Annotated in this window: 24 protein-coding genes; 7 read left to right on the top strand and 17 right to left on the bottom strand. The window is 58.4% G+C overall.

The features are described 5' to 3' along the window. Positions 1-34: 34 nt before the first annotated feature. From C8265_RS13280 to pdxR, 7 genes are all read right to left on the bottom strand, one after another. Positions 35-913 (bottom strand): dimethyl sulfoxide reductase anchor subunit family protein, encoded by an 879-nt coding sequence (locus tag C8265_RS13280; protein ID WP_108484496.1) that lies wholly within the window; start codon positions 911-913, stop codon positions 35-37. Further along, entirely contained in the window at positions 913-1,653 is a 741-nt protein-coding gene (locus tag C8265_RS13285; RefSeq protein ID WP_108484497.1) for a 4Fe-4S dicluster domain-containing protein, read from the bottom strand. The genes C8265_RS13280 and C8265_RS13285 overlap by 1 nt, the downstream gene beginning before the upstream one ends. A gap of 54 nt (positions 1,654-1,707) precedes the next feature. Further along, positions 1,708-4,551 carry a molybdopterin oxidoreductase family protein gene (locus C8265_RS13290; protein WP_108484498.1) on the bottom strand — a complete coding sequence of 948 codons (2,844 nt, stop codon included), beginning with the start codon at positions 4,549-4,551 and terminating at the stop codon, positions 1,708-1,710. Between the two features lie 22 nt (positions 4,552-4,573). Further along, positions 4,574-5,332: a TSUP family transporter gene (locus C8265_RS13295; RefSeq protein ID WP_108484499.1), complete on the bottom strand. Its 759-nt coding sequence runs from the start codon at positions 5,330-5,332 to the stop codon at positions 4,574-4,576. Continuing rightward, positions 5,329-6,270 carry a phosphate acyltransferase gene (locus C8265_RS13300; RefSeq protein WP_108484500.1) on the bottom strand — a complete coding sequence of 314 codons (942 nt, stop codon included), beginning with the start codon at positions 6,268-6,270 and terminating at the stop codon, positions 5,329-5,331. The genes C8265_RS13295 and C8265_RS13300 overlap by 4 nt, the downstream gene beginning before the upstream one ends. Before the next feature lie 397 nt (positions 6,271-6,667). Continuing rightward, positions 6,668-8,437, bottom strand: coding sequence for a sulfoacetaldehyde acetyltransferase (gene xsc / locus C8265_RS13310; protein ID WP_108484502.1), 1,770 nt, complete (start codon positions 8,435-8,437; stop codon positions 6,668-6,670). A gap of 209 nt (positions 8,438-8,646) precedes the next feature. Continuing rightward, positions 8,647-10,101 (bottom strand): MocR-like pyridoxine biosynthesis transcription factor PdxR, encoded by a 1,455-nt coding sequence (gene pdxR, locus C8265_RS13315; RefSeq protein WP_108484503.1) that lies wholly within the window; start codon positions 10,099-10,101, stop codon positions 8,647-8,649. A gap of 172 nt (positions 10,102-10,273) precedes the next feature. Between pdxR and purE the strand changes: the two genes are divergently transcribed. Continuing rightward, the gene (gene purE, locus C8265_RS13320) at positions 10,274-10,759 is read left to right on the top strand and encodes a 5-(carboxyamino)imidazole ribonucleotide mutase (RefSeq protein WP_108484504.1); all 486 of its coding nucleotides are present in this window, start codon (positions 10,274-10,276) and stop codon (positions 10,757-10,759) included. Then, positions 10,752-11,831: a 5-(carboxyamino)imidazole ribonucleotide synthase gene (locus C8265_RS13325; protein ID WP_108484505.1), complete on the top strand. Its 1,080-nt coding sequence runs from the start codon at positions 10,752-10,754 to the stop codon at positions 11,829-11,831. The genes purE and C8265_RS13325 overlap by 8 nt, the downstream gene beginning before the upstream one ends. 6 nt (positions 11,832-11,837) lie before the next feature. Here C8265_RS13325 and C8265_RS13330 read toward each other — a convergent pair whose 3' ends face one another. The 3 genes from C8265_RS13330 to C8265_RS13340 all read right to left on the bottom strand — a co-directional run bounded on the left by C8265_RS13330 (position 11,838) and on the right by C8265_RS13340 (position 14,712). Next, entirely contained in the window at positions 11,838-12,530 is a 693-nt protein-coding gene (locus tag C8265_RS13330; RefSeq protein ID WP_108484506.1) for an esterase/lipase family protein, read from the bottom strand. Positions 12,531-12,727: 197 nt separating this feature from the next. After that, positions 12,728-14,371: a chaperonin GroEL gene (gene groL / locus C8265_RS13335; protein WP_108484507.1), complete on the bottom strand. Its 1,644-nt coding sequence runs from the start codon at positions 14,369-14,371 to the stop codon at positions 12,728-12,730. Between the two features lie 53 nt (positions 14,372-14,424). Further along, complete coding sequence (locus C8265_RS13340) at positions 14,425-14,712, bottom strand: co-chaperone GroES (protein ID WP_108484508.1); 288 nt, start codon at positions 14,710-14,712, stop codon at positions 14,425-14,427. A gap of 222 nt (positions 14,713-14,934) precedes the next feature. Between C8265_RS13340 and C8265_RS13345 the strand changes: the two genes are divergently transcribed. After that, positions 14,935-16,389, top strand: a complete 1,455-nt coding sequence (locus tag C8265_RS13345; protein ID WP_164512331.1) for a bifunctional diguanylate cyclase/phosphodiesterase — start codon at positions 14,935-14,937, stop codon at positions 16,387-16,389. Here the strand turns inward: C8265_RS13345 and C8265_RS13350 are convergent. Continuing rightward, entirely contained in the window at positions 16,386-16,769 is a 384-nt protein-coding gene (locus C8265_RS13350; protein WP_108484510.1) for a DUF2750 domain-containing protein, read from the bottom strand. The two genes, C8265_RS13345 and C8265_RS13350, sit on opposite strands and share 4 nt — an antisense overlap. A 3-nt stretch (positions 16,770-16,772) precedes the next feature. Further along, positions 16,773-17,441 carry a DUF2161 domain-containing phosphodiesterase gene (locus tag C8265_RS13355; RefSeq protein WP_108484552.1) on the bottom strand — a complete coding sequence of 223 codons (669 nt, stop codon included), beginning with the start codon at positions 17,439-17,441 and terminating at the stop codon, positions 16,773-16,775. A 123-nt stretch (positions 17,442-17,564) separates the two neighbouring features. On the opposite strand from C8265_RS13355, the gene C8265_RS13360 reads away from it, so the two are divergent. Beyond that, a complete protein-coding gene (locus C8265_RS13360) occupies positions 17,565-18,485 on the top strand; it encodes a manganese-dependent inorganic pyrophosphatase (RefSeq protein ID WP_108484511.1) in 921 nt (306 codons plus the stop codon). 412 nt (positions 18,486-18,897) lie between these two features. On the opposite strand, the gene C8265_RS13370 is transcribed toward C8265_RS13360, so the two are convergent. The 4 genes from C8265_RS13370 to C8265_RS13385 form a co-directional block, all read right to left on the bottom strand. Continuing rightward, positions 18,898-19,596, bottom strand: coding sequence for an RraA family protein (locus C8265_RS13370; protein WP_108484513.1), 699 nt, complete (start codon positions 19,594-19,596; stop codon positions 18,898-18,900). Positions 19,597-19,599: 3 nt separating this feature from the next. Continuing rightward, positions 19,600-20,874 carry an ABC transporter permease gene (locus C8265_RS13375; RefSeq protein WP_108484514.1) on the bottom strand — a complete coding sequence of 425 codons (1,275 nt, stop codon included), beginning with the start codon at positions 20,872-20,874 and terminating at the stop codon, positions 19,600-19,602. A gap of 19 nt (positions 20,875-20,893) precedes the next feature. After that, the gene (locus C8265_RS13380; protein WP_108484515.1) at positions 20,894-21,703 is read right to left on the bottom strand and encodes a taurine ABC transporter ATP-binding protein; all 810 of its coding nucleotides are present in this window, start codon (positions 21,701-21,703) and stop codon (positions 20,894-20,896) included. A gap of 85 nt (positions 21,704-21,788) precedes the next feature. Continuing rightward, on the bottom strand, positions 21,789-22,790 hold the full coding sequence (locus C8265_RS13385) for a taurine ABC transporter substrate-binding protein (RefSeq protein WP_108484516.1): 1,002 nt from the start codon (positions 22,788-22,790) through the stop codon (positions 21,789-21,791). Positions 22,791-23,093: 303 nt separating this feature from the next. On the opposite strand from C8265_RS13385, the gene C8265_RS13395 reads away from it, so the two are divergent. Beyond that, positions 23,094-24,491 carry an aminotransferase family protein gene (locus C8265_RS13395; protein ID WP_108484518.1) on the top strand — a complete coding sequence of 466 codons (1,398 nt, stop codon included), beginning with the start codon at positions 23,094-23,096 and terminating at the stop codon, positions 24,489-24,491. 51 nt (positions 24,492-24,542) lie between these two features. Here C8265_RS13395 and C8265_RS13400 read toward each other — a convergent pair whose 3' ends face one another. Continuing rightward, on the bottom strand, positions 24,543-24,761 hold the full coding sequence (locus C8265_RS13400) for a YdcH family protein (RefSeq protein WP_108484519.1): 219 nt from the start codon (positions 24,759-24,761) through the stop codon (positions 24,543-24,545). Between the two features lie 182 nt (positions 24,762-24,943). Between C8265_RS13400 and C8265_RS13405 the strand changes: the two genes are divergently transcribed. Next, positions 24,944-25,357, top strand: a complete 414-nt coding sequence (locus C8265_RS13405; protein WP_108484520.1) for an Hsp20 family protein — start codon at positions 24,944-24,946, stop codon at positions 25,355-25,357. Between the two features lie 25 nt (positions 25,358-25,382). After that, the gene (locus tag C8265_RS13410; protein WP_420818871.1) at positions 25,383-25,610 is read left to right on the top strand and encodes a DUF1150 family protein; all 228 of its coding nucleotides are present in this window, start codon (positions 25,383-25,385) and stop codon (positions 25,608-25,610) included. The last annotated feature ends 7 nt before the right edge of the window (positions 25,611-25,617 follow it).

Here is a 25,617-nt window from a genome sequence, read left to right on the forward strand (position 1 = left end):
CCGGATGAGGGGCGGCGCGCGCCCCTCAGTTCGCTTAGGCGGCTTGGCGGCCGTAATACAGCGATACGGTGTGTTCCGCCTCGGCAAAGAACAACCAACGGCTGACCAACACGCCGCACAGATGAGACAAGACAGCGATCGCCGCCACGATGTGGTTGAACGGCAATAGCAACATCACAATCGGCGCCGCAAACGCCAGAACCAACGCGATGATCCGCAGTTTGATCGCGTGTTTGCGCGCGATTACAAATACCATTTCCTTGGTCAGGTAATTGCCTTCGGAATGGGGGGCCTCAAACAGGCGCACCTTGCCGATATGGCCGAGGCCCGTGGCGGTTTCCGCGGTGCTGCCCGATGCGGCAAAGCGGGCATCACCGGCCTGCCAGACCAGAAATTGGCCAATCCCCGTGGCGGCCAGCAGGATGATCGCGGCATTTACCTCTCCTGACAACAGCGCGCCACCCGACAGGGAATAGCCGATGAACATGGCGTTGGTTGACCAATGCGCCCAGCGTGGCACGGTTTTGATCGAGGCATAAATCATCGACGTGATATACACTGTGGCAATACAGGCCAGCGCGCCCAGCCACCCCAGGGGCGCAATGCGCAGACCAAAGAATATCAGCGCCGCGGCAAACAGCCCCATCACCCCCAAAGTGATGACAGAGGCCCAGCCTTCGCGCGACAACCACGATGTGCGCCATTGGGTAAACGCCTTGAGCGCGCGTTCGGGATGGCCCAGGTGAAAGGTGGAAAACACCAACCCGCCCGCAGCCAGCGCAAAAGCAACAGCGAAGAAAATGAAGGCGTTGAAACCTTCGACACGGGGCAGGCCCACGCCAAGAAACGCCAGCAGGCCAAAACCCATGCCCGACAGGGTGGTGAATGCAATAATCGAAGCGGCGGGATGCATCAGAGTTTCTCCAGCGTTTTGTCAAGCCAACCGAGGAACCCTTTGGGTGAATCGGCCACGGGTTCAAGAAACGGTGCCAGGACATCGATATCCTGATCCTTGGGGCGGGGAGGCAGGTATTTGTTGACCGGTTTCGTGCCCTGTTCGGGCATCAGATCAAACCCACCACGTTCAGCCACCAGCATCGACACATCGCTGTTCGGATCGCCCAGATCGCCGAAATGGCGCGCGCCCGCGGGGCAGGTGCGCACACAGGCCGGTTGACGGTCTTCCTCGGGGAGGTTTTCGTTATAGATCCGATCAACGCACAGGGTGCATTTTTTCATCACCTTTTCAACCGGGTCCATTTCACGCGCCCCATACGGGCAGGCCCAGGCACACAGGCCACAGCCGATGCAATCGGTCTCGTTCACCAAGACAATGCCATCTTCGACGCGCTTGTAACTGGCCCCGGTGGGGCAGACGGTAACGCATGGCGCGTCTTCGCAATGCAGGCAGGATTTGGGAAAGTGAATCGTCTGCGCCGGGCCGGTTTTTGGCTGAACCTCGAAACTGTGAATCCGGTTCAGAAAACTGCCCACAGGATCGGCCCCATAGGCGTTTTTATCGCTCAAGGGCGCGCCATAGTTTTCGGTGTTCCAGCCTTTGCACGAGGTGACACAGGCGTGACAGCCCACACATGTATCAAGGTCGATCACCAATCCCAGCTTTTTCTGGGTACTTGCGGGAAGATCAGTCATGCACGGCCCCCTTGGTTTTGTTTGCATCCAAAGATTTGAAGTCTGCGTATGTCATCAGCTATTCCCGATCTTTTGGGTCACATTGGCCGGGCCGCGGCCCACCGGCGAGGATTGGGCGGGCACGTCGGGATAGCTGCGCGTGGGGGTGCGCACCTTTTCGATTTTTACCCGCAGATCGAACCACGCCGCCTGTCCTGTGACCGGATCAGAGTTGGTCCACCGCATCCCGTCGCCCTTGGGCGGCAGAAGTTCGTGGATCAGATGGTTGAGCAGAAACCCCTTGGTCGCCTCGGGCGCGTCGTCTTCCAGCGCCCAGGCGCCCTTGCGTTTGCCGATGGCGTTCCAGGTCCAGATCGTGTTTTCGTTCAGCGCGGCCATATGGGCCACCGGCACGGTGATTTCGCCGTGGGTTGAAGTGACGCGTGCCCAGTCGCCTTCGGCAAATTTATGCGCCTCCCAAAGTTTTGTGGGGATATAAAGCGGGTTGTGGCCGTGGATCTGCCGCAGCCAGGCGTTTTGACTGCCCCAGGAGTGATACATCGCCATCGGGCGCTGCGTCAGCGCGTGAATCGGGAATTCGACCGGGTCGACATAGCCGTCTTCCAGCGGGGCGTACCAGATCGGCAGCGGATCAAGCGTGGTTTTGATCCGTTCACGCAGATGTTCGGGGGGTTGGCGGGTGCCGTGGCCCATCGCGGCCAGTTGGAACCGCCGCAAAGGTTCGGAATAGAGCGTAAAGAGATAAGGTGTGGGTTTGTCATAGAGGCCGATCTTGACCGCCCAATCCTGATAGGCGGTGTTCCAGGGTTTGTAAAACTGCGCCTCTTGCGGGATATGTTCGGCCCAAAAGCCGCCGTTCTTGATATATTCATCAAGTTGCGAAGCATTGGGCGCACCGCGCCCGTGTTGGAGCGTGGACTCGGCTGCGCCATCGCCCACCCGCCAACCCGCCAAGGGGCCTACACCGGGGCGGCGTTCGTGGTTGACGATGTAATCGGCGTAATCCTTGAACTTTTGTTCCCCGGTTTCGGTGACAAAGCCCGGCAGGTTCAGCCGCGCGCCCAGATCGCACAGGGCGGATTGGAAGCCTTTGACGTTGCGATCGGGTTCGACCACGGGCCAGCGGATCGCATCGGCGGCGGCGTCAGCCTCGCAAATCGGGCGATCGAGCAGTGAGATGCAATCGTGACGTTCCAGATAGGTGGTGTCGGGCAGGATCAGATCGGAATAGGCGACCATTTCTGAACTGTAGGCATCGGAATAGATGATGTGCGGGATGACATAATTGCCCGTTTCATCCTTGTCCGTCAGCATTTTCATCACGCCGGAGGTGTTCATCGACGAATTCCACGCCATGTTGGCCATATACATGAACAGCGTGTCGATTTTATACGGATCACCGGCATGGGCGTTGGAAATCACCATATGCATCATGCCATGCGATGACATCGGGTTTTCCCAGGTGAACGCCTTGTCGATGCGTGCCGGGCTGCCATCTTCGCGCAGGCACAGATCATCGGGGCCATGGGTAAAGCCCAGGTGCGGCCCATCAAGTGGTTGGCCCGGCGTGACCTTGCAATGGGGTTTGGGATGCGCTGTGGCCGGTTTTGGATAGGGCGGTTTGAACCGCATACCGCCGGGTGTTTCGACGCTGCCCAGAATGATTTGCAGATGGTGCAGGGCGCGGCAGGTTTGAAAGCCGTTGGAATGGGCGCTGATCCCGCGCATGGCGTGGAACGACACCGGACGGCCGATCATTTTTTCATGTTTTGTGCCGCGGAAATCTGTCCAGGGCTGATCGATCTCGATCGCTTCGTCAAAGGCGACGCGGGCCAGTTCGGCGGCAATGCGGTGAATCCGGTTGGCAGTCAGGCCGATTTTCGGGCCGATCTTTTCGGGTGAATAGTCCTCCACCAGATACTTGTCGGCCATATGTTGAAACACGCTGCGGTGGGTGATGCCCGCCACGCGCCGCGCACCGGCCAGATCGGGCTGAACGCCCGGCGCATCGAAGGCCGCAGGTTTGCCGGTGGCCCGGTCGATGACCATGTGTTTGCCATCTTCGGTCGTCAGCAACAGGCCGAATTCCGGCGATTTTGGGTCTTCGTTCACCAACACCGGCGCATTGGTGAATTGCGCCAGATACGACAGATCGACCTTGCCGGCCTTCATCAGGCAATGGATCAGTGACAGGATGAACAGCCCGTCGGTGCCCGGCGTGATGCCGATCCATTCATCGGCAATGGCGTTATAGCCACTGCGGATCGGGTTCACGCCGATTACTTTGGCACCGCGCTTTTTCAGTTTGCCCAGACCCATCTTGATCGGGTTTGAATCGTGGTCTTCGGCGACGCCAAACAGCATGAACAGTTTGGTGCGCTCCCAATCGGGCTGCCCGAATTCCCAGAACGCACCACCCATGGTATAAATGCCGCCCGCCGCCATATTGACCGAACAGAACCCGCCATGGGCCGCGTAGTTGGGTGTGCCAAACGCCTGTGCCCACCACGAGGTGAAGCTTTGCGATTGATCGCGCCCGGTAAAGAACGCCAGCTTTTCAGGGGCAGTTTCGCGGATCGGTTTGAGCCATTTGACCGCGATGTCATAAGCCTCGTCCCACGAGATTTCTTCGAATTTGCCGCTGCCGCGTTCGCCGACCCGTTTCATTGGCGCGCGCAGGCGGGCGGGTGACAGATGCTGCATGATCCCGGCCGAGCCTTTGGCGCACAACACACCCTTGTTGACCGGATGATCCTTGTTGCCCTCGATATAGGCGACCTTGCCCTCTTTCATATGGACATTGATGCCGCAGCGACAGGCGCACATGTAACAGGTGGTTTGGCGCACTTCGTCGCTGACCTTGGGGGATGTATCGATTTTGGGCTGTTGAAAGGTCATATCGGGGCTTTCATTTGACAGGTCATATTACGGTACGGATCAGCCCAACAGACGCAAGCGCCATGAGCAAAGACAAACAAAACGGGCGGTAAAATCGTTCAAACCGGGGGGTGAACAACAATTGGCCACCCAACACGCCTAGCGCGGCAGGCAGGGCAAGGGCAAGACCACGCGCGGTTGCGGTGCGGTCCATCACCCCGAACCAAAGCAGCGTCACCAGCGAAATCAGCAAGGACAGCAACAGATACAACACCAGACTGCCACGCATTTGTCGCGCCGGACTGTTTGAGGACAAAACATAAAGCGCAACGACCATGCCGCCCACACCAGCCAATCCGGTGGCGATGCCTGACAAAAATCCCGATCCGTAAAGGCCGGGTTTCGTGGCCAGAAATGCCATGCGCAATCTGGCCAACTGGGTGGTGGCCAGAACCAGGATCAGCACCAGCGCGATCAGTTTGCTGGTGGCGACATCGACATTGGTGGTCAATGCCAGACCCAGCGGCACCCCCACCGTTGAGCCAAGCACCAGGCCGGTGGTCACGCCCCGATCGGCATCGGCCCACCCGCCCCGCGCCATCAAAAGCGAAGCGGTCATTTCAAGCCACCAACAGACCGGGATCAATTCGACCGGCGGCAAGATCATGATCGCGCTGGCCATGACCATTGCCGACAGGGCAAAACCCGAAAAGCCCCGCACAAGACCGGCAACAAATGTAAGCCCGGCCAATATCGCCAGATGTAGTGGCGATAGATCGGTCAGGGCGGCAAGGGTGTTCAACGGGTGCCTGCGCTGCGACAGATTGCAGCCAATGCCGCCGACGCCAGGCGCGCGGCGGGTGGATCGGCGCGCGAGGTCAGAAGGATCGGCACCGACGCGCCCATGACGATGCCCGCAGCGCACCCGCCCGAAAGATAAACAAGGGATTTGAAGATCGCATTGCCCGACACGATATCGGGCACGATGATTGCATCGGCGCGGCCGGCAACCGGATCATCGGCCATGCCCTTGGTCGCCGCACTTTCCGGCGACAGGATCAGATCCAGCGCAAGAGGGCCGGAAAACGATGCATTCTCGATGTTTTCGCGCGCCCATTCGGCCAATTCCCGCGCTTCGCCCGAGGATGGCACAGCAGGCAGAACGCTTTCCGTCGCGCTGAGAAATGCGACGCGCGGGTGCGCATTGCCCAGGGTGTGCAACAGATTGACGACAGCGCGGGTGGCATCATGGCGGGTTTCGATGTTGGGGCTGACGTTGACAGCGGCATCGGAAATGGTGAGTGATCCTGTCCCGCTGGGATGGGTGATGTGGAAAATATGCACCAATCGCGCGCCCGTGCGCAGGCCCGCATCGCGGGCCAATGCGGCGCGCATGAACGTGTCGGAATGTAGATTGCCCTTCATCAACACATCGGCGTCGCCCCGTCCGCAGGCATCGGCGGCGGCCTTGCCTGCCTCGGCTTCGCCGGTGGCTTCGATCAGGGGAAAGGATGAGATATCCCAATCCAGCTTGGCCGCCTCGGCGCGGATTGCGTCGGGTTCACCGGTGAAAACCGGGTGCATGATGCCTGCTTGCGTCGCCTCATAGGCCGCTTGCATGGGCAAGGGGGCGCCGGCACGGGCAATCGCCACACGCGGCGCACCGGCAGCGCGCGCCATTTCAAGAAGGGCAGGCGGGCAGGTGGCATCAACTGTGGTCAAAAATGGTGATTTTGCCATGGCTAGGCCTTTCTATGAATGGGCTGTGGGTTCACGCGATATTAGTCAGCATAAAGACAGCGATGAAAATAGCTTGCAACACCTGCGATGCATTCGCCCGGTCCGGCCATCGAAAACGCTCTTGAGCGCAGGTTTGACCCCAACAGCGGGATCCGTGATGCCGCAGGCGCCAGATCGGCCATCACACACGGGGCAGGCGTGGAATATGCGTTCAGTAACAATGGGATAAGCCCCGTCACACCCGCCATCCTTTGGGTTCGGGCGCATAGGCCGTGACCGAGGGGGAATTGGGGGCTCCAATATGACACCAGCGGGTGTTCCTTTCTGGTGTCGGCCCGACGGCAAACGGTGGGCCGCGCCCCGGTTGACAGGGCGCGGTCGGTCTTTCGTGGCGCGCTTATTCGGCGGCCATATCCTTGCCATCAATACCGGCAACGGCGACGGGTTTCTTCATCGCGTCACGGCGGAACGGTTCGCCCAACTCCTGGTTCAAAAGAACCTCGATAAAGGTGGTTTTGCCGTCGTTCATCTGGGCCTTGATGGCTTTGTCCAGCGCATCGGTCAGTTCGTCCATGCCGGTGACTTGCACGCCTTCCAGACCACAGGCCTTGGCGATCCCGGCATAGGACACTTTGGTGTCCAGTTCGGTACCGACAAAGTTGTCATCGAACCACAGGGTGGTGTTACGCTTTTCGGCGCCCCACTGATAGTTGCGGAAGATGACCATGGTGATGGCAGGCCAATCGTCACGCCCAACCGATACCATTTCGTTCATCGAAATACCAAAGGCACCGTCACCGGCAAAGCCCACAACCGGCACGTCGGGTTGGCCGATTTTCGCGCCCAGGATCGCCGGAAAGCCATAGCCGCAAGGGCCAAACAGGCCGGGGGCCAGATATTTGCGGCTGTCCTCGAACGAAGGATAGGCGTTGCCGATGGCACAGTTGTTGCCAATGTCAGAGCTGACAATCGCGTTTTTGGGCAGGGCCGATTGGATCGCGCGCCATGCCTGACGGGGCGACATTTTTTCCGGCTCGCGGTTGCGTGCGCGTTCGTTCCAGGTTGTGCCTGGATCGTCCTGTTCGTGATCAAGGCTGGTCAGTTCCTGTGCCCAAGCCGATTTGGTTTGCGAGATCAGCGCCTTACGCTCGTCACGGCCCGCGTCACCGGCGGTGTCGTCCAGCTGTGCCAAAATGCCTTCGGCAACCTTTTTCGCATCGCCAATGATGCCCACGGTCACCTTTTTGGTCAGGCCAATGCGATCAGGGTTGATATCGACCTGAATGATTTTGGCGTCCTTGGGCCAGTAATCAATGCCATAGCCGGGCAAGGTGGAAAACGGGTTCAACCGGGTGCCAAGCGCCAGCACGACATCGGCCTTTGAAATCAGCTCCATGCCGGCCTTGCTGCCGTTATAGCCCAAGGGCCCGGCAAACAGGGGGTGCGAGCCGGGAAAGGCATCATTGTGCTGATAACCCACGCACACCGGCGCATCCAGTTTTTCGGCCAAGGCCATTGATGCCTTGATCCCGTCGGCCAAAACAACGCCAGCGCCATTCAGGATCACCGGGAATTTCGCGGATGACAACAGTTCGGCCGCCTTTTTCACCGCATCTTCGCCGCCCGACGGGCGCTCAAAGCTGGTGACTTCGGGGATTTCGATATCGACCACTTGTGTCCAGAAATCGCGCGGAATGTTGATCTGGGCGGGGCCAGAGGCGCGGATCGCCTGCATGATCACGCGGTTCAATACCTCGGCAATGCGGGACGGATCGCGCACTTCTTCCTGATAGGCCACACAATCGGCGAACAGGTTCATCTGTTCCATTTCCTGAAACCCACCCTGGCCGATGGTCTTGTTCGCCGCCTGAGGTGTCACCAACAACAGTGGTGTGTGGTTCCAATAAGCGGTTTTGACCGAGGTGACAAAGTTGGTGATGCCGGGGCCGTTTTGCGCAATCATCATCGACATTTCGCCGGTGGCGCGGGTGTATCCATCGGCCATCATGCCGGCGGTCATTTCATGGGCGCAATCCCAGAATGTGATGCCCGCCTTGGGAAACAGATCGGAAATCGGCATCATAGCCGAGCCGATAATCCCAAAGGCGTGGCGAATGCCATGGGCCTGGAGCACTTTGACAAAGGCTTCTTCGGTCGTCATTTTCATGGTGGTTATCCCCTATGGCTGTTTGCCTGTCTCATTATATCCAATCCTGACCCAAGGTTAGGGCCAGATGCCCTGGCTGAATAGGTCCAGGTGTAAATTAATGAGACATAACATCTCAATAATTCACATTGGAAATACGTGTACCTGTAATCTTGGTAAAAAGCGAGTCTTTCATCGCCACGACGGGGTGCCGCGCCCAAACCCGATGCTCAAGACTGCAAATGGCGCGCGATGCGCAGGATGCCGGGGCGAATCTGCGGTGTGGGAATTGAGGAATAAGCCAGCCGGTAAAAGTTGCGCGGCCCGTCCGGGCTGGCAAAAAACGGATGACCCGGTTCAATCAACACAGACTCGGCGCGCAGGGTTTGCGCGATTTCGGCCATATCCACCCGATCTGGCGCGCGCATCCACAGGGATGACCCCCCAAAGCTGCCCCGCCCGGCAACCGTAAGGCCCGCCTCGGCAATGGCGGATTCCATTTCGCGGCGGCGGTCGTGATAAGCGCGATCCATCCGGCGCAGTTGCGCATCATAGTGACCCAGGCTGAGAAAATACGCGGTTGTGCGTTGGATATGACCGGGCACATGGCGCAACACGGTTGAGCGCAGCGCGCGCGCCTCACGGATAAACGGCGCCGATCCCACCAGATATCCCAGACGCAGGCCCGGAAACAGCGATTTGGAAAAGCTGCCCACGTAAATGACCCGCCCATCGGTATCGAGTGATTTCAGCGCCGGCGAGGGGGATTTGAGGAACGACATCTCAAACTCGTAATCATCCTCGACGATCAGCATGTCGTGTGCGGCGGCACGCTCCAACAACGCGCGCCGCCGCGCCAGGGGCATGGTGGCGGTGGTGGGGCATTGATGGCTGGGCGTGGTAAACACAACATTGGTATCGGGCGGCACCAGTTCGGGCACCAACCCGTCGCAATCCACCGGAATCGTCTGAAGATTACAGCGTGATTGCAGCAGGATATCGCGCAGCGCGGGATAACACGGATCTTCGAACGCGGCGCGGCGGCGTTGGGTCAAAAGAACCTGTGCCGCCAGCCATAATGCGTTCTGTGCCCCCATGGTGATCAGAATTTCATTGGGTTCGGCCAGAATACCGCGCCGTGGCAACGAATGGCGGGCGATGAATTCAACCAGTTTCGGATCGTCGGATTCATAATAATCCGCAGTCAGCGCGCCAAAATCCCGCTGTCCCAACGCCTGAACGGCGCATTGGCGCCAATTGGCATGGTCAAACAGCGTCGGGTCGGTTTGGCCATAGATGAACGGAAACCGATATTTTTGCCAGTCGGCAGGTTTGATCATGCCCGACCCGCCGCTAAACCGCTGCCCCAAAGCGCGGGTCCAATCCACCTTGTCAATGCGGGGGGCGGGGGTGAAATCATGAGGCTGTGGCGCGTTTTCGGAAACGAAATACCCCGATCTGCCTTTGGCGGTCAGATAATCATCGGCCAGAAGTTCGGTAAAGGCCAGTGTCACGGTGATCCGGCTGACGCCCAGATGTTTGGCCAGTTGCCGCGATGACGGCAGCCGTTCACCGGGGCGAAACCGTCCCGAAAGGATTCCGGCCGCGACCATGGTCTGTATCTGCTTTTGCAGCGTGCCTTCGGCGCGGGGATCAAAGAAGAATGTATCGGGGGCGATGGGCATTTCATTGGACCTATGGATAGGGCATTCTGGACCTAACCTTGATCACAAGCAAGATGGCATGTGGATTTCATTACCGGGTCTTTGGCGACGATAAGCCCCGTTTGAAAAGCCGGGCGATTGCGCCTTGGCCGCACGTCGGTATAGTGCGCCCTTTGAGAGGGATGGAGAGATCATGGGCGTGAGCGTTGGCATCATCATGGGCAGTCAATCGGATTGGCCAACCATGCGCCTTGCGGGCGAGGTGTTGGATGAACTGGGTGTGGCCTATGAGGCGCGAATCGTATCGGCCCACCGCACGCCGGATCGATTGTGGGCCTATGGCAAGGACGCGGCAGAGCGTGGATTGCAGGTGATCATCGCCGGGGCCGGCGGGGCGGCGCATTTGCCCGGCATGATGGCCAGCAAAACCCGGGTGCCGGTGATCGGTGTGCCGATCCAGACCAAGGCGCTGAGCGGGGTGGATTCACTTTATTCTATCGTTCAGATGCCGCGTGGCTATCCCGTGGCCACCATGGCGATCGGCGCGGCGGGGGCGGCCAATGCCGGACTGATGGCCGCCGGTATTCTGGCGCTGCACGATCCCGAACTGGCGGCGCGGCTGGATGCCTGGCGCGCGGCGCTGTCGGCATCAATTCCCGAGGAGCCTGTGGATGAGTAAAGTGTTGCAACCCGGTGATGTGATCGGGATTTTGGGCGGCGGTCAGTTGGGCCGCATGTTGGCCTTGGCGGCGGCGCGTCTTGGTTTGCGCTGTCACATTTACGAACCATCGTCGGGGGCCCCGGCGGGTGAGGTGTGTGGCGATCTGACCACCGCCTCCTACGATGACACCGCCGCCTTGCGCGCCTTTGCCGATGCGGTGGATGTGATCACCTATGAATTTGAAAACATCCCCACATCCGCGCTGGACCTGTTAGAACAACATTGCCCAATCCGCCCGGGCCGCGAGGCGCTGCGCGTGTCGCAAGATCGGTTGATCGAAAAAGAATTTCTGAATGGTCTGGGCCTGCGCACGGCCCCGTTTGCCGATGTGGCCAACCGGGCGGCGTTTGATGCCGCATTGATTGAAATCGGCGCACCGGCGATCCTGAAAACCCGACGGTTTGGGTATGATGGCAAGGGTCAGGCGCGGATCACAGACCGGGCCGAGGGCGCAACGGCGTTTGACGCCATGGCGGGCGATGATGCGATATTGGAAGGTTTCGTGGATTTCAGCCAGGAAATTTCAGTCATCGGGGCGCGCAGTGCATCGGGCGATGTGGCCTGTTTTGACCCCGGCCAGAATGTGCACCGCGATGGGATTTTGCACACCACCACCGTTCCCGCCCAGCTAAGCCGCAGTCAGGTGACCGATGCGATTATCCTGACCGGGCGTATTTTGAATGCGCTCGATTATGTCGGGGTGATGGGCGTTGAATTGTTCGTCACGCCCAGCGGTCTGGTGGTGAACGAAATCGCACCGCGGGTGCATAATTCGGGGCATTGGACGCAAAACGGCTGTGTCATCGATCAGTTTGAACAGCATATTCGCGCCGTTGCCGGCTGGCCCCTGGGCGATGGGCGGCGCCATTGCGACATCGTGATGACCAATCTGTTGGGCGATGAGGTGGATCAGGTGGGCGAACTGGCCCGCGACCCGTTGAACGCGATACATCTTTACGGCAAGGCCGAGGCGCGGCCGGGGCGCAAGATGGGCCATGTAAACCGCTGGATCGGCCCGGCGGGGGCCTGAGCCGGTTTATTCATCCTCGTGGATGAACGCGCCGGTGCGCAGGAATGATATGGTTTGCCGGATGACAGCCGGGCTCATCATCATGAATGTATGGGTGACGGGCAGAACGATATGATCGTTCATGCCGCGCAACACCGTTGAGGCGACCGACACTTTGCCATCATCGGGGCCGGGGATGATGTTGGAATACACCGGATTCATCGACCGGTTTCCGGCAATCACCCCCAATTCGAAACTGGCCAGACCCAGACGATTGGGCAAATCCTCATCCCCGGTGCCCAGTTGCAATCCCGCCGGGCCGTTGAGCCATTGAAACGGTTCAAGATCGCCAAAATAATCCACCAATTCAGATCCGTGGTTTGGCGGACCCATCATCACCACGCGGCCCATTTTCGCCGGGCGATGATCGGCCAGCCAGACGCGCGCCAGAATGCCGCCCATGGAATGGGTGACGAAATGCACGGTCTGATCGCCGCATTGTTCGACCGCCTGAGGAATGGTCTGGCTGACCAGACTGGCAACCGTGTCATCGGTTGAGGGATAGCCGGTGTTGACGGTTTCAAAGCCCTGATACTCCAACGCTTCGGCCATCACGATCATTGATGCCTCAGAGCGTGCAAGACCATGGAGCAGCACAACACAATCGCCCCGCGCCACGGCGGGGAGGGAAAACAGGACAAGGGCAAGAATGGTACGCATGGGGCACATATAGCCATGTCGCCGCCCCCTGACAGCCCCTGATCGGCAACGGTTCAGACACTTATGCTTGATCTGACGGATCCGGCGTAAGGGTGGAAAGCCCCCCGCAAAATGAAAAGGGGCGCCCGATTGGACGCCCCTGATCGTGTCGTGCAGTTGGCCTTGGCCATGCTGACGTGTTTCTTGCGAAACGCGTCTTACATCATGCCGCCCATGCCGCCCATGTCGGGCATGCCACCGCCGCCGCCCTGGCCTTCTTTCGAAGGTTTGTCGGCGATCATGGCTTCGGTCGTGATCAACAGACCAGCGATCGATGCGGCGTCCTGCAATGCGTGACGCACCACTTTGGCCGGGTCGATAACGCCGAACTTGAACATGTCGCCATATTCTTCGGTCTGCGCGTTAAAGCCGAATTTGAGATCATCGGATTCACGGATCTTGCCCGCAACAACCGATCCGTCAACGCCCGAGTTTTCGGCGATCTGGCGCAGGGGTGCTTCCAGTGCTTTGCGCACGATGGCAATACCGATGTCCTGATCGTTGTTCTCGCCTTTCAGGCCTTCCAGCTTTTTGCCGGCCTGAACCAGGGCAACACCGCCGCCAACGACGATACCTTCCTGAACCGCGGCGCGTGTTGCGTTCAGCGCGTCATCGACACGGTCCTTACGCTCTTTCACTTCCACTTCGGTCATGCCGCCAACGCGGATCACGGCAACACCACCGGCCAGTTTGGCCACGCGCTCTTGCAGCTTTTCACGGTCGTAGTCGGATGTGGTTTCTTCGATCTGGTTGCGAATCTGGGCCACGCGGGCTTCGATTTCGGCCTTTTCACCAGCGCCATCAACGATGGTTGTTTCGTCCTTGGTGATCGAAACCTTCTTGGCCGAACCCAGCATATCCATGGTCACGGATTCAAGCTTCATGCCCAGATCTTCGGAAATCACCTGACCACCGGTCAGAATGGCGATATCCTGCAACATGGCCTTGCGACGGTCGCCAAAGCCGGGGGCCTTGACCGCAGCGATTTTCAGACCGCCACGCAGCTTGTTCACAACCAGGGTTGCCAGGGCTTCGCCTTCAACATCCTCGGCAATGATCAGCAGCGGCTTTTGCGACTGGATAACGGATTCCAGCAGCGGCACCATTGGCTGAAGCGAGCTGAGCTTTTTCTCATGCAACAGGATCATGCAGTCTTCGAGATCTGCAACCATCTTGTCAGGGTTGGTCACGAAATAGGGCGACAGGTAACCGCGGTCAAACTGCATGCCTTCAACAACATCAGTTTCGGTTTCCAGGCCTTTGTTTTCTTCGACGGTGATCACACCTTCGTTGCCGACTTTTTGCATCGCATCAGCGATCTGGCGGCCGATTTCTTTTTCGCCGTTGGCGGAAATGGTGCCAACCTGGGCAACTTCGTCGCTGTCGTTGACAGGGCGCGAGGCGGCCTGGATTGCTTCAACAACATTGCTCACGGCCAGATCGATGCCGCGCTTCAGATCCATCGGGTTCATCCCGGCGGCAACCGATTTCAGGCCTTCCTTGATGATGGCCTGGGCCAGAACAGTCGCGGTTGTTGTGCCGTCGCCTGCTTCGTCATTGGTGCGGCTGGCGACTTCTTTCACCATCTGCGCGCCCATGTTTTCGAACTTGTCTTCCAGTTCGATTTCCTTGGCAACCGACACACCGTCCTTGGTGATGCGGGGTGCGCCGAAGGATTTGTCGATAACCACGTTGCGGCCCTTGGGGCCCAGGGTCACTTTTACGGCGTCGGCCAGAATGTTGACGCCTTTCAGCATCCGGTTCCGGGCGTCGGTATTGAATTTCACGTCCTTGGCAGCCATTGCAGCATACTCCTTGGAAATTTGGTTTCAGAATAAAGGATCGACGACCGAAATCAGGCGATGATGCCCAAAATGTCGGATTCCTTCATGATCAACAGCTCTTCGCCGTCAAGCGTGACTTCGGTGCCCGACCATTTGCCGAACAGCACCTTGTCGCCGGCCTTGACGCCCATCTCGATCAGCTCGCCATTGTCCTTGCGCGCACCGGCGCCACAGGAAACGACTTCGCCTTCGGCAGGCTTTTCTTTTGCGTTGTCGGGGATGATCAGACCGCCCTTGGTCTTTTCTTCGCCTTCGACACGGCGGACCAATACACGGTCATGCAGCGGAGTGAATGCCATCTGTGAACGCTCCTCAGGTTCAGGGTTATACATTTTAGCACTCACATCATGCGAGTGCTAATACTTGGGATTTAGGGGTGCGCTGCGCGGGTGTCAAGCGGTCAATCCGTTGGGTCTGGGCGCAAAAAACGGCTTCTCTTCAGGCCGGCAATGATTTGTTCATATGTGCGACCTAAGGTCGGGAGGTGCCTATCGCAACCACCACATTTATCGGAAAGACCGATGAGCAAAAAAACCATAGGGAATGTTTCGACCGGGTTTGCCGAACTTGTTCTGGAACATACCACCGATGCAATATTGATCACTGATCCGGACGCACGGGTGGTTTGGGTCAATGCGGGCTTTGAAAAGATGTATGGATTCGCCTTGGCCGATTTTGATGGGCTGAAACCGGAAGACCTGCTTAATTTCGAAGGGACCGATGCCGATGTGACGCAACAGGTGATTGATGCATTGCGTGAACGGCGGCCCCTTCAGGTAGAGATAGAGAATATCCGCAGATCCGGTGAAACGCTCTGGGTCGAAAAAAAGCTCATTCCACTGTTCGGTGCAGAGGGGCGCCACATTTACAACATGTCGGTCAGCCGCGATATTTCCGAGCGCAAGCGTCTGGAAGAAAGCGCGCGCGAAATGATAGAGGCAGAAGCCCACCGCCAGCATGAGCGCCGCCTGCTGAGCCAGATCAGTGAATGGTTATATTCGGCCAAATCGCTGGAAGAACTGCTGATGGTGGTGAAAAAATCCATGCAAACCCTTCTGCCCGAGGCGGAAGGGCAGCTTTATATCTATTCCAATTCGCGCGACACTCTGGAATTGGCCGCGCAATGGGGTGATGGCGAACCCAGTGGTCATATCGGGGCCGAAGATTGCTGGGCGTTGCGCCGGGGGCGGGCGTATTCCTATGGGGTTAAGGCGATCGAATTTGCCTGTGGGCACGTGCACGGTGACAATAATCCGTATTTCTGTCTGCCAATCATCGCCCATGGCGAAACCATTGGCCTGTTGCACCTGTGCTTTTCCGCCTTTGATCGCACGATCATGCCGCGTGAATTCATCGAAACCTTCATGCAGCAACGATGGGAGGTTGGTCTGCTGTGTGCCGAACAGATCAGTCTGGCGGTCGCCAATGTGCAGCTGCGCCATGAATTGATGGATCAATCGGTGCGCGATCCGTTGACCAACCTGTGGAACCGCCGCTGGTTTCTTGAAGCGTCCCATAAGGAAATGAACCGCGCGCGCAACAAGGGGTCTGAGGTGTCGTTGATCTCGCTTGATGTGGACCATTTCAAGAAGTTCAACGATCACCATGGTCACGACGCGGGTGATATCGTGCTGCGTGAATTTGGTGCGTTGTTGGCGACCACGTTTCAGGATGATTTTTCACCGTGCCGCATCGGAGGCGAGGAGTTCGTCGTGTTGTGCGCCGGGATTGGCCATGATGAAGCAATGGCGCGCGCTGCCGATTTTCTTGAAAAGGTCACCCAGATTGAGGTTCATTATGGCGGTACGCGGCTGCCGCGAATCACGGCATCGGCCGGTGTGTCCACGTTTCCCGAAGATGGCGAACAGGTGTTGCGCCTGATGAAAGTCGCGGATGAGGCATTATATACCGCCAAGGATCGCGGCCGTGCCCAAGCCGTATCATCCCGCGACAAAGGGCCAAAAAAAGCCGCCTAGATTTGCGATTGCACCGTATCCTCGATGGCATCGAACAGCTCCAGTGGGCCGGTTTCCCAAAACGCGCCTTCGGCATCGGGAAACACACCAATGCGCACGCCGGATTCTTCCAACTCGTCAATCCATTCCGCGCGGTACTGATCCAATGGAATTTTCTTCGGGCTGTTCCCGGGATACAGCAGATCGGCAACCAATTGCGCCAGAGCCTTGTCCGGCCAAAGCGGTATGAAATCGAAACCCTCGGGGGCGACGGGTGTGAACCACCCCTGATCGCCATGCAGCCCCCACAATACCCCGGTCTGCGCCACACGATCCACCGTGTGCCAATATCGGTCTTCGGGGTCCAGCGAAAGCAATGTTGACAGGCGCGCGGTGTCCATGGGTTACCCTTTTTGTTTGCTTGTGACAGCGGTACGCCCTTTGGGCGTCAGGGCATAGATGCCCTTTTCCACCCGCTCAAACCAGCCATAATGATCGGCGGCCATCATCCGTGTGGCCCGGGCCACGCCCGTTGCCTGTGCCACCACCGCACCCTTGCAAGGCCCGGCACTGGCCAGATGTTGCGCACATAAAATCGCATCCTGGCGATACGCGGTAACCAGACCCACCCGGGTGGCGCCGCCGGTGTTGGGATCACCGACACGGCGTTCAAATTCGCGCAGCAATCGCCCGAGGCGCGGTTTGGCACGGCGCGGCACATAGGGGCCGGGGTCGCAGTGCACCTCAAGAAACCCGTCGCGCAGCCGCACCGTGATCAGCCCCAGACCCAACCGCCGGCACAGGGCAATGTTGCCTTTCAAAAGGCGCATTCCCTGTTTGCCCTTGGCGCGCGGCACCGCCAGATAAACCCAGTCCGACAGGGATTGCCGGTCAATCCCCTGATGCAGCAACGTCAGGGTAAACCCGGTTTTCAACTCGACAATCACCGGCGGTTCATCGCCGCGTACCGCCATCACATCGCAGGCGCCCACCTCGGATTTCACCTCGTATCCCTGCCCTTGCAGGAAGGATTTGACGGCAGGGTACAGATCGGTTTCGCGCGGGGTTGTCATGCCGGGGGTCATACGACCTGTGCGTGGGTTTGTCAGGGGATAAGTGATCGGCACATGCGGCAGGTGACATCGTGCCAAACCGCGCCTATAAGCGGCGCGAAATTGCAACCCCGAGGGATTTTTATGACAACGCTTGTTTTCGGCCACAAATCGCCCGACACCGATTCCACCGGTTCGCCGATCATCTGGGCCTGGTATATGTCAGAGGTGCAAGGCACCGCCGCCGAACCGCGCCTGTTGGGCGAACCCAACACCGAAGCGAATTTCATGCTGAAGCGTTGGAATTTGGACAAACCCGCGCTGCTGGGGGATTTGACCGAAGGCACGAAAGTGGTGATCGTTGACACCAACAACCCCGCTGAATTGCCCGCCAATATCAATGATGCCGATATCACCGGGATCATCGACCACCACAAACTGGTTGGCGGATTGGAAACCCGAGGCCCGATCGACATCACGATTCGCCCACTGGCCTGTACCGCCACCCTGATGCACGATCTGATGAGCGATGACGCGGCGAAAATGCCCGATGCCATCAAAGGCGCGATGTTGTCGTGCATTCTGTCCGACACACTGGAATTCCGCAGCCCCACCACAACCGCCCATGACAAGGCATTGGCAGAAAAGCTGGCCGGGGAACTGGGCATCGACATTGCCGAATATGCCGCCGAAATGTTTGCCGCGAAATCTGATGTTTCGGCGTTCTCCGATGCCGAATTGCTGCGCATGGACAGCAAGGAATACGCCGTCGGCGGCACAAAATTTCGGGTGTCGGTGTTGGAAACCACATCGCCCAAAATGGTGCTGGATCGCAAGGACAGCCTGATGCAAAGCATGGCGACTGTCGCCGCTGAAGATGGCGTTGATCAGGTTTTGCTGTTCGTTGTCGATATCCTGAACGAAGAGGCGACGTTGCTGGTGCCCAATGATGTGGTCAAACAAGTGGCGGAAAAATCATTTGCCACCGTTTGTGCGGGCGACACGGTGATATTGCCCGGCGTGATGAGCCGCAAGAAACAGATCATCCCAAATCTGGCGATGTAAATTTTCCTGATACCTACCCAAGGGGCGCCCGGATTGGCGCCCCTTTTTCGTGGCTGGCAGTCGCCCCGCAAATTGGACCGACACGCCCCACCCCCGAGCAGAAGAGCAAGGCGCGCCGGTTCGCATGGTTTAGCCAAAGGCGCGGGGGAATGTCCTGCGATTCTTCGTGTTTTGGGCCCGTTCACCGGGGGCGTGGCGGAAAAACAACGCCCCCACCCGTTGGCCCAAAAGGACAGGCCTTTTGTACATGGGGTTCTGTGTAAATCCCACCGGCAGGCCCGTCTGTGCCAGATCAATGTTGCGCTTTGGGACTTGCAGTTTTAGTGATTTTATGGCCTCGGCGAAAGGCCGCTCAGGCCGGACAATCACGCAAAAAGGGGGCGCGAAAACGTAATTTCGCGCCCCCCGTTGATCAATCCAGATATTTTACCTGGTCACTGTCCAGAAGGGCGGCGATGGATTCGGGCCATTTCAGGCCTTTCTCAACTTCGGCATCCATCGTGTATTCCGAAGTTTTCACCTGTTCGAGGGCGGCGATCACCTCATCTATCCGCGCGAACGGCACAACCACCACACCGTCGCGGTCGGCAATCACCATATCGCCGGTTTCCACCCGTTGCCCGGCCATGTTGATCGGTTGCCCGACACGCCCCGGACCTTTGGAAAATGGCGAAGCGGGGGTCAGGCCCGTGCACCAACAGGGCAGGCCGATTCCGACGATTCCGTCATAATCGCGCATCGGGCCGTCGGTGACAAACCCGGCCGCGCCACAGTTTCGCACCATGCCGGCCACGCGGTCCCCCGCCGATGCACAGCCCTGAAACCCATCGCAGGTCGACATCACGACATCGCCTTTGCGGATCTGCGGCAACGCGGCAAGCAGCGCCAGCAAATCACCCGGCCCATTGTCAACGGTCAGGGCCGGGCCAGCCGCGACACAGTGCAAATCGCGCCCCTCGCCCAAAGGCCGAATCGTGCGCGACAGCGCGCCTTGGCCAAACATCGCATCGTTGACGAATCCGGTTGGTACGCCCTGAAATGCGGCCACTTGTGCGGCGGTGGGCCGACGGGTGGCGCGATTGATGGTGACCAATGGCGGTTCTTCGATCATGGTTTATCCTTTGCCTTTCCAGGGAACCAGGCGATCTTCGGCCACGCGCATCAGAATATCAATGCCGTATCCAATGACGCCGATCAGGATGATTCCCATCAGCACGATATCCGTCAGCTGAAACTTTGACGCCACCATGATCATCATGCCCGCGCCCTGTTCGGCGGCGACCAGTTCGGCCGCCACAACGGTGCCCCAACACACGCCCATCGCCACCCGCGCCCCGGTAAAGATATCGGGCAGGGAATTGGGAATGATCACATGGCGCAGGATTTGCCATTTGCTGGCCCCCAGAGAATAGGCGGCATGCACCTTGGAAATGCGCACCCCCGATACGCCGGATCGCGCGGCAATTGTCATGATCCACAGGGCGGCCAGAAACAGCAGAATGATCTTGCCGGTTTCCCCGATTCCGGCCCAGATGATCACCAGTGGGATCAGGGCCAAAGGTGGCACAGGGCGCATGAATTCGACAATCGGGTCAAACCAGCCGCGAAACCAGTTTGACAGGCCCATGGCGTAACCCAGCGGAATACCCACCAAAGCGCCGCACACAAACCCCAGAATCACCCGAAACAGCGACATGCCCAGATGTTCCAGCAGGGTTGAATTTTGGTATCCCTCGCTGGAAATCTCGATCAGGCGCGCCATCACCGCTTCGGGCGCAGGAAGCCAGATCGGCTCCATCTGCCAGCCCTTGGCGGGAACGAAATTCAGGGTGCCTTTGGGCGACATGCCGACACGGGCATTTTTGACAAACACTTCGCCGCCCGGCTCGATCGGTTGGCCGTCAACCGCGACGACAATCGCGTCAGCATCGCGGCCCCGCTCATCATTGCGATCAACGCGGATCAGCCCGGACCGCCACGCGCCGATAGAGGCGGCATCGTTTTTCGCCCAGCCATCGCCGGGATCGACAACCGGCACGGTATCGTCGCCGCCATCCACCTCGTAAACGTTCACGGTTACGGTGGCGTCGTCGGTTTCGCCGTCCGGGGTGCGCGCGGTATAGGTGAATTCGGTGGTGCCGATAAACGGGCCGGGGGCGTGCAGAAACCCGGGCACCCAGTTTGATCCGGTGAAGGCGCCCCAGATCAGAAAGATCGACAAAACCGATATGACACTGGCCGCGCGATTGGGGCGCACGGCGCTTTCATCACCGAATGTGACGGTTTTCAGGGATGTGTAATCAGATGCATGGTGGCGCACACGGCCCACCAGATGCACGGCAAAATACGCGCCCACAAACAGCGCGACGTAAATAAGGGCAATAACCATGATATTCGCTCCGCTGCGGTCAGGTGCCGGGGGTTTGGGCCGGGCCCATGATTTCTTCTTCCATCTCCCAGATCATGCTGAGGATTTCCTCGCGCTTTTGGCCAAATTCGGGGTGTTTTTTCACCTCGCGCAGATCGGCGGCCACGCCCATTTCGGCAAATGGCAGCCGATATTCGCGGTGAATGCGCCCGGGGCGTGGGGCCATCACAACCAGACGTTCGCCCAGCAGCAGCGCCTCTTCTACCGAATGGGTGATCAGAATCACGGTTTTTCCGGTTTCCTTCCACAGTTTCAAAACCAGACCCTGCATCTTTTCGCGGGTCAGGGCATCAAGCGCGCCAAGGGGTTCATCCATCAGGATCACTTCGGGGTCGTTGGCCAGACAGCGGGCCAGGGCGACGCGCTGTTGCATCCCCCCCGACAGTTCGTAAACTGCCTTTTCCTTGAAATCCTGAAGCCCGACGACATCCAGCAGATGATTGACGATTTCGGCCTTTTCGGGCTTTGGCATTCCCTTCATCGACGGGCCAAAACCCACATTTTCGCGCACGCTCATCCATTCAAACAGCGCGCCTTGCTGAAACACCATGCCGCGTTCGGGCCCGGGGCCATGCACCGCCTGACTGCCCAGAATGATCTGTCCCGACGTTGGGGCCAGAAACCCGGCAACGATGTTTAACAATGTGGTTTTGCCACAGCCCGACGGGCCAAGCACGCTGAGAAGTTCGCCCTGTTTGAGATCCAGCGAGACGTCTTTCAACGCTTGCACCGATGACCCGTTGGGCAAATCAAAGCGCATAGAGATTTTGTCTATTTTCAATCCCGACATCAAAAATCTTTCAGTTGTCGTGGGAGGAGGCGGCGCCATGGCCACAGCGAAAAAGGCCCGCCCGGGGGGGGCGGGCCAATTCAGGCTACATGCCGTTGGCGGTTTGAAGCGGGCCGGTGTTCACCGCGTCTTCATAGCTGTCGCGCTTTGACGGAATTGATCCGGCTTCGACAAATACGTCGGCCACGCCGTTCATGAATTCCTGCGCGCCGCCGCCCAGCCATTTCGCGGTCAGCTGCTCATCAATTCCGGGAAACACGAATGTGGCCATCGATGCCTTGGTGGCGTCAATTTCCATGCCTGAATCCTTGGCGATCACTTCCAGCATTTCATCGGTGTTTTCGCCGCTGTTCCACGCTGCATTTGCGTCTGCCGTGACCTTCAGGAATTTCGCCACCAGATCGCTGTTTTCGGCGATAAAGGCCGCAGGCGCCGAGGTGATATCGAACACCAGAATGCCCAGCTCTTCCTTTTCGGCCCCGGTCAGCAGCACGTTACCGGATTCTTTCATCCGCCGCAGACCCCCGCCATAGCCACAGGCCATGTCGACCGCGCCTTGCGACAAGGCAGCGGCGCCTTCGGCGGGGGCCATATCGACCACCTGAAGGCTGGCCAGATCAACACCGAAATGATCCATCTGCCGCAAGAAACCGTAATGCGCGGCGGTGCCCAATGGCACGGCAACCTTTTTACCGGCCAACTCTGCGGCGCTGTTCTTGTCGATTTCCAGATCGGCATGGACCACGCAATTGTCGTTGTCGGAATACGAAACCGCGACGTCCAGCACCTGAAGATCCTGTCCCGCCGAGGCGGCAACCACGAAGGGCGGCACGCCCTGGCTGACGACGATCTGCACATCGCCCGATGCCATGCCCGCGCTCATCGCGGTGCCGGTGTCAAACGACACCCAGTTGACCTTGACACCCATTTCTTCGTCAAAGGTGCCGTTCACCTTGGCGTATTGAAACGGCATCGGCCATTCCAGAAAATATCCAACGGTTATTTCGCCATCGCCTGCGGCAAATGCCGCCTGTGCGCCAAGAACGACGGCGGTGCCCGCAAGCAGGGTTTTGAAGGTAGATTTCATTTGTCGTCTCCCAGTGTGGTGACCCTGCCTTTCATGGCGGGCCTTGTTGTTTGGTCGTTTTCTGTCGTTATAGAGGTCGGATAATGTGGCGATGGGCGGTTTTGCGCAACCCGCCCCGCGCCAAAAAAAACGACGCACGCGCGTTGCAAATCTGTTGCGGATGTTCATCCGGCGATATTGGCCATATCTGCCAGGCGAAACTGGACCTATTGCGCAGGGGAGAAATTGGGGCAAGGATGGCGGTGGCGGTTTCTGGTTGAAACCGGCCCTTGATCACCCATTCAAAGTGGCGGAGCTGACCCAATGAACATTCCTTTCGCAGTGAACAACCCAGAGGGCATAATCGAGGCCGACCGCGCCCATGTCTGGCACCACCTGATTCAGCACAAACCGTTTGAAACGGTCGATCCCCGGATCATCGTCGAAGGGCGGGGCATGAAGGTGTGGGATATCAAGGGCAAAGAACACCTGGATGGTGTATCGGGCGGTGTCTGGACCGTGAATGTCGGCTATGGCCGTGAACGGATCGCCGATGCGGTGCGCGATCAGTTGGTGAAACTGTGCTATTTCGCGGGCTCTGCCGGGTCGATTCCGGGTGCGCAGTGGTCAAAGCGGCTGATCGAAAAGATGCCGGGGATGAGCCGCGTGTATTTCGCCAATTCGGGGTCCGAGGCGAATGAAAAGGCGTTCAAGATGGTGCGCCAGATTGCCCACAAAAAATACGGTGGCAAAAAGAACAAGATCCTGTACCGCGACCGCGATTACCACGGCACCACCATCGCCTGTCTGTCAGCCGGTGGTCAGGAAGAGCGCAACGCGCAATATGGCCCGTTCACACCGGCGTTTGTGCCTGTGCCCCATTGTCTGGAATATCGCGCCCATGAACAGGGCTGGGACGATCTGTCGGGCGAAGCCTACGGTGTGCGGGCCGCCCGCGCCATCGAAGAGGTGATCCTGCGCGAAGGCCCCGACACTGTGGGCGCGCTGTGCCTTGAGCCAGTGACGGCAGGGGGCGGCGTGATTACCCCACCGCCGGGATATTGGGAAACGGTTCAGGAAATCTGTACCAAATACGATATCCTGTTGCACATTGATGAGGTGGTCTGTGGGCTTGGGCGCACGGGCACATGGTTTGGTTACCAGAACTATGGCATCAAACCCGATATCGTGACGATGGCCAAAGGCGTGGCATCGGGATACGCGGCGATTTCGTGCTGTGTCACCACCGAGGCGGTGTTCGAGATGTTCAAGGACGATGCCGACGATCCATTGGGATATTTCCGCGACATCTCTACCTTTGGCGGCTGCACGGCCGGCCCGGCGGCGGCGTTGGAAAACATGGCGATCATCGAAGAAGAGGGATTGTTGGACAATACCTTGGCCATGGGCGAACGGTTGATGGGCAATTTGCACGCTTTGGCCGAAAAGCACCCGGTGATTGGCGATGTGCGCGGCAAGGGGTTGTTTTGTGGTGCCGAATTGGTGACGGACCGCGTCGCAAAAACACCGCTGGATGAAAAACTGGTGATGAAGATTGTCGGCGATTGCATGGGCCAAGGCATCATCATCGGCGCCACCAACCGATCACTGCCCGGGAAAAACAACACCCTGTGCCTGTCGCCCGCATTGATCGCCACCAACGACGACATTGATCATCTGACCAACGGTATCGATCAGGCGCTGACACGCGTTCTGGGCTGACACGCCCGAACCGGATAAAAAACCGCCCGGTGGCAAGACCGGGCGGTTTTTTCATGCGATGATGTCGGGGAAAATCTCGTCTTCGATCTGGGCGATCTGGTCTTTCAGACCCAGTTTTTGCTTTTTCAAACGTCGAAGGGTGAATTGTTCGGCCGCGGGGCGATCCTGCAGGGCGTGAATGGCATCGTCCAGATCGCGATGTTCGCGTTTCAGCACAGACAGGCGAATGCGCAGGATATCTTCGTGGTCAAGTGTATTGGATGCGGTCATCTGTGGCGTTCTTTTTATTATGCTCCAAACCTTTGACAGGGTAAGGTGATTCGCCCAAGCCCTTCAAAGGCAGTTACTGCAAAACCCTTGAAGAATTTAATCAATCTTCCCATATCACTGCAAGCGGTCGCCATAACGGGGCCGCATTTACACAGCACAGTCGCTTAAACAAGGACGTGTCGATGACGAAAATGGCTTTAGGCTCGCATCCCTTTCTACTTGGGTTTGAGCAATTGGAACGTTTGGTGGAACGCACGGCAAAATCTGATGCGGGGGGGTATCCGCCCTATAACATCGAACAAACCGGGCCAACGGGGTATCGCATTACCCTGGCCGTTGCCGGATTTGCCGAGGCCGATCTTTCGATCACTGTTGAGGACCGACAGCTTGTTATTCGGGGGCGTCAGGATGACGCGTGCGATGACAGGGTGTTTTTGCACCGGGGCATTGCCGCGCGGCAATTTCAACGCACCTTTGTCTTGGCGGATGGCGTCGAAATTGACGGAGCCAAGATTGAAAACGGGCTGTTGCATGTGGATTTGTTGCGCAACGTGCCGGAAACGGTGGTGCGCAGGATCGAGATAACCAGAGGTTGACTGTGAGAGGGTGACCAAGATGGAAATGGAATACGAAGCTGAAGCACCGCAAAACGCGGTTTTTGATACGGTATATGTGCGCCCCGTTGCCGTACGGGATCTGCCCGAAGATGTGCGCGAACAGGCCGAGGGCCTGGATGAGATTTACGCCGTCCACGCGGAATCAGGCGAACGGCTGGCCTTGGTGCGTGACCGCCGGTTGGCGTTTATCGTCGCCCGGCAGAATGATATGGCACCGGTCAGCGTACACTGACACCGGC

The organism is Oceaniglobus ichthyenteri (genome assembly GCF_003057885.1).
GTDB classification, from domain to species: Bacteria; Pseudomonadota; Alphaproteobacteria; order Rhodobacterales; family Rhodobacteraceae; genus Oceaniglobus; species Oceaniglobus ichthyenteri.

What these genes read in the sequence shown, in the direction of transcription:
- C8265_RS13280 (WP_108484496.1), bottom strand. Translation starts at nt 913, where the DNA reads ATGCATCCCGCCGCTTCGATTATTGCATTCACCACCCTGTCGGGCATG.
- C8265_RS13285 (WP_108484497.1), bottom strand. Translation starts at nt 1,653, where the DNA reads ATGACTGATCTTCCCGCAAGTACCCAGAAAAAGCTGGGATTGGTGATC.
- C8265_RS13290 (WP_108484498.1), bottom strand. Translation starts at nt 4,551, where the DNA reads ATGACCTTTCAACAGCCCAAAATCGATACATCCCCCAAGGTCAGCGAC.
- C8265_RS13300 (WP_108484500.1), bottom strand. Translation starts at nt 6,270, where the DNA reads ATGGCAAAATCACCATTTTTGACCACAGTTGATGCCACCTGCCCGCCT.
- xsc (WP_108484502.1), bottom strand. Translation starts at nt 8,437, where the DNA reads ATGAAAATGACGACCGAAGAAGCCTTTGTCAAAGTGCTCCAGGCCCAT.
- pdxR (WP_108484503.1), bottom strand. Translation starts at nt 10,101, where the DNA reads ATGCCCATCGCCCCCGATACATTCTTCTTTGATCCCCGCGCCGAAGGC.
- purE (WP_108484504.1), top strand. Translation starts at nt 10,274, where the DNA reads ATGGGCGTGAGCGTTGGCATCATCATGGGCAGTCAATCGGATTGGCCA.
- C8265_RS13325 (WP_108484505.1), top strand. Translation starts at nt 10,752, where the DNA reads ATGAGTAAAGTGTTGCAACCCGGTGATGTGATCGGGATTTTGGGCGGC.
- C8265_RS13330 (WP_108484506.1), bottom strand. Translation starts at nt 12,530, where the DNA reads ATGCGTACCATTCTTGCCCTTGTCCTGTTTTCCCTCCCCGCCGTGGCG.
- groL (WP_108484507.1), bottom strand. Translation starts at nt 14,371, where the DNA reads ATGGCTGCCAAGGACGTGAAATTCAATACCGACGCCCGGAACCGGATG.
- C8265_RS13340 (WP_108484508.1), bottom strand. Translation starts at nt 14,712, where the DNA reads ATGGCATTCACTCCGCTGCATGACCGTGTATTGGTCCGCCGTGTCGAA.
- C8265_RS13345 (WP_164512331.1), top strand. Translation starts at nt 14,935, where the DNA reads ATGAGCAAAAAAACCATAGGGAATGTTTCGACCGGGTTTGCCGAACTT.
- C8265_RS13350 (WP_108484510.1), bottom strand. Translation starts at nt 16,769, where the DNA reads ATGGACACCGCGCGCCTGTCAACATTGCTTTCGCTGGACCCCGAAGAC.
- C8265_RS13355 (WP_108484552.1), bottom strand. Translation starts at nt 17,441, where the DNA reads ATGACAACCCCGCGCGAAACCGATCTGTACCCTGCCGTCAAATCCTTC.
- C8265_RS13360 (WP_108484511.1), top strand. Translation starts at nt 17,565, where the DNA reads ATGACAACGCTTGTTTTCGGCCACAAATCGCCCGACACCGATTCCACC.
- C8265_RS13370 (WP_108484513.1), bottom strand. Translation starts at nt 19,596, where the DNA reads ATGATCGAAGAACCGCCATTGGTCACCATCAATCGCGCCACCCGTCGG.
- C8265_RS13375 (WP_108484514.1), bottom strand. Translation starts at nt 20,874, where the DNA reads ATGGTTATTGCCCTTATTTACGTCGCGCTGTTTGTGGGCGCGTATTTT.
- C8265_RS13380 (WP_108484515.1), bottom strand. Translation starts at nt 21,703, where the DNA reads ATGTCGGGATTGAAAATAGACAAAATCTCTATGCGCTTTGATTTGCCC.
- C8265_RS13385 (WP_108484516.1), bottom strand. Translation starts at nt 22,790, where the DNA reads ATGAAATCTACCTTCAAAACCCTGCTTGCGGGCACCGCCGTCGTTCTT.
- C8265_RS13395 (WP_108484518.1), top strand. Translation starts at nt 23,094, where the DNA reads ATGAACATTCCTTTCGCAGTGAACAACCCAGAGGGCATAATCGAGGCC.
- C8265_RS13400 (WP_108484519.1), bottom strand. Translation starts at nt 24,761, where the DNA reads ATGACCGCATCCAATACACTTGACCACGAAGATATCCTGCGCATTCGC.
- C8265_RS13405 (WP_108484520.1), top strand. Translation starts at nt 24,944, where the DNA reads ATGACGAAAATGGCTTTAGGCTCGCATCCCTTTCTACTTGGGTTTGAG.
- C8265_RS13410 (WP_420818871.1), top strand. Translation starts at nt 25,383, where the DNA reads ATGGAATACGAAGCTGAAGCACCGCAAAACGCGGTTTTTGATACGGTA.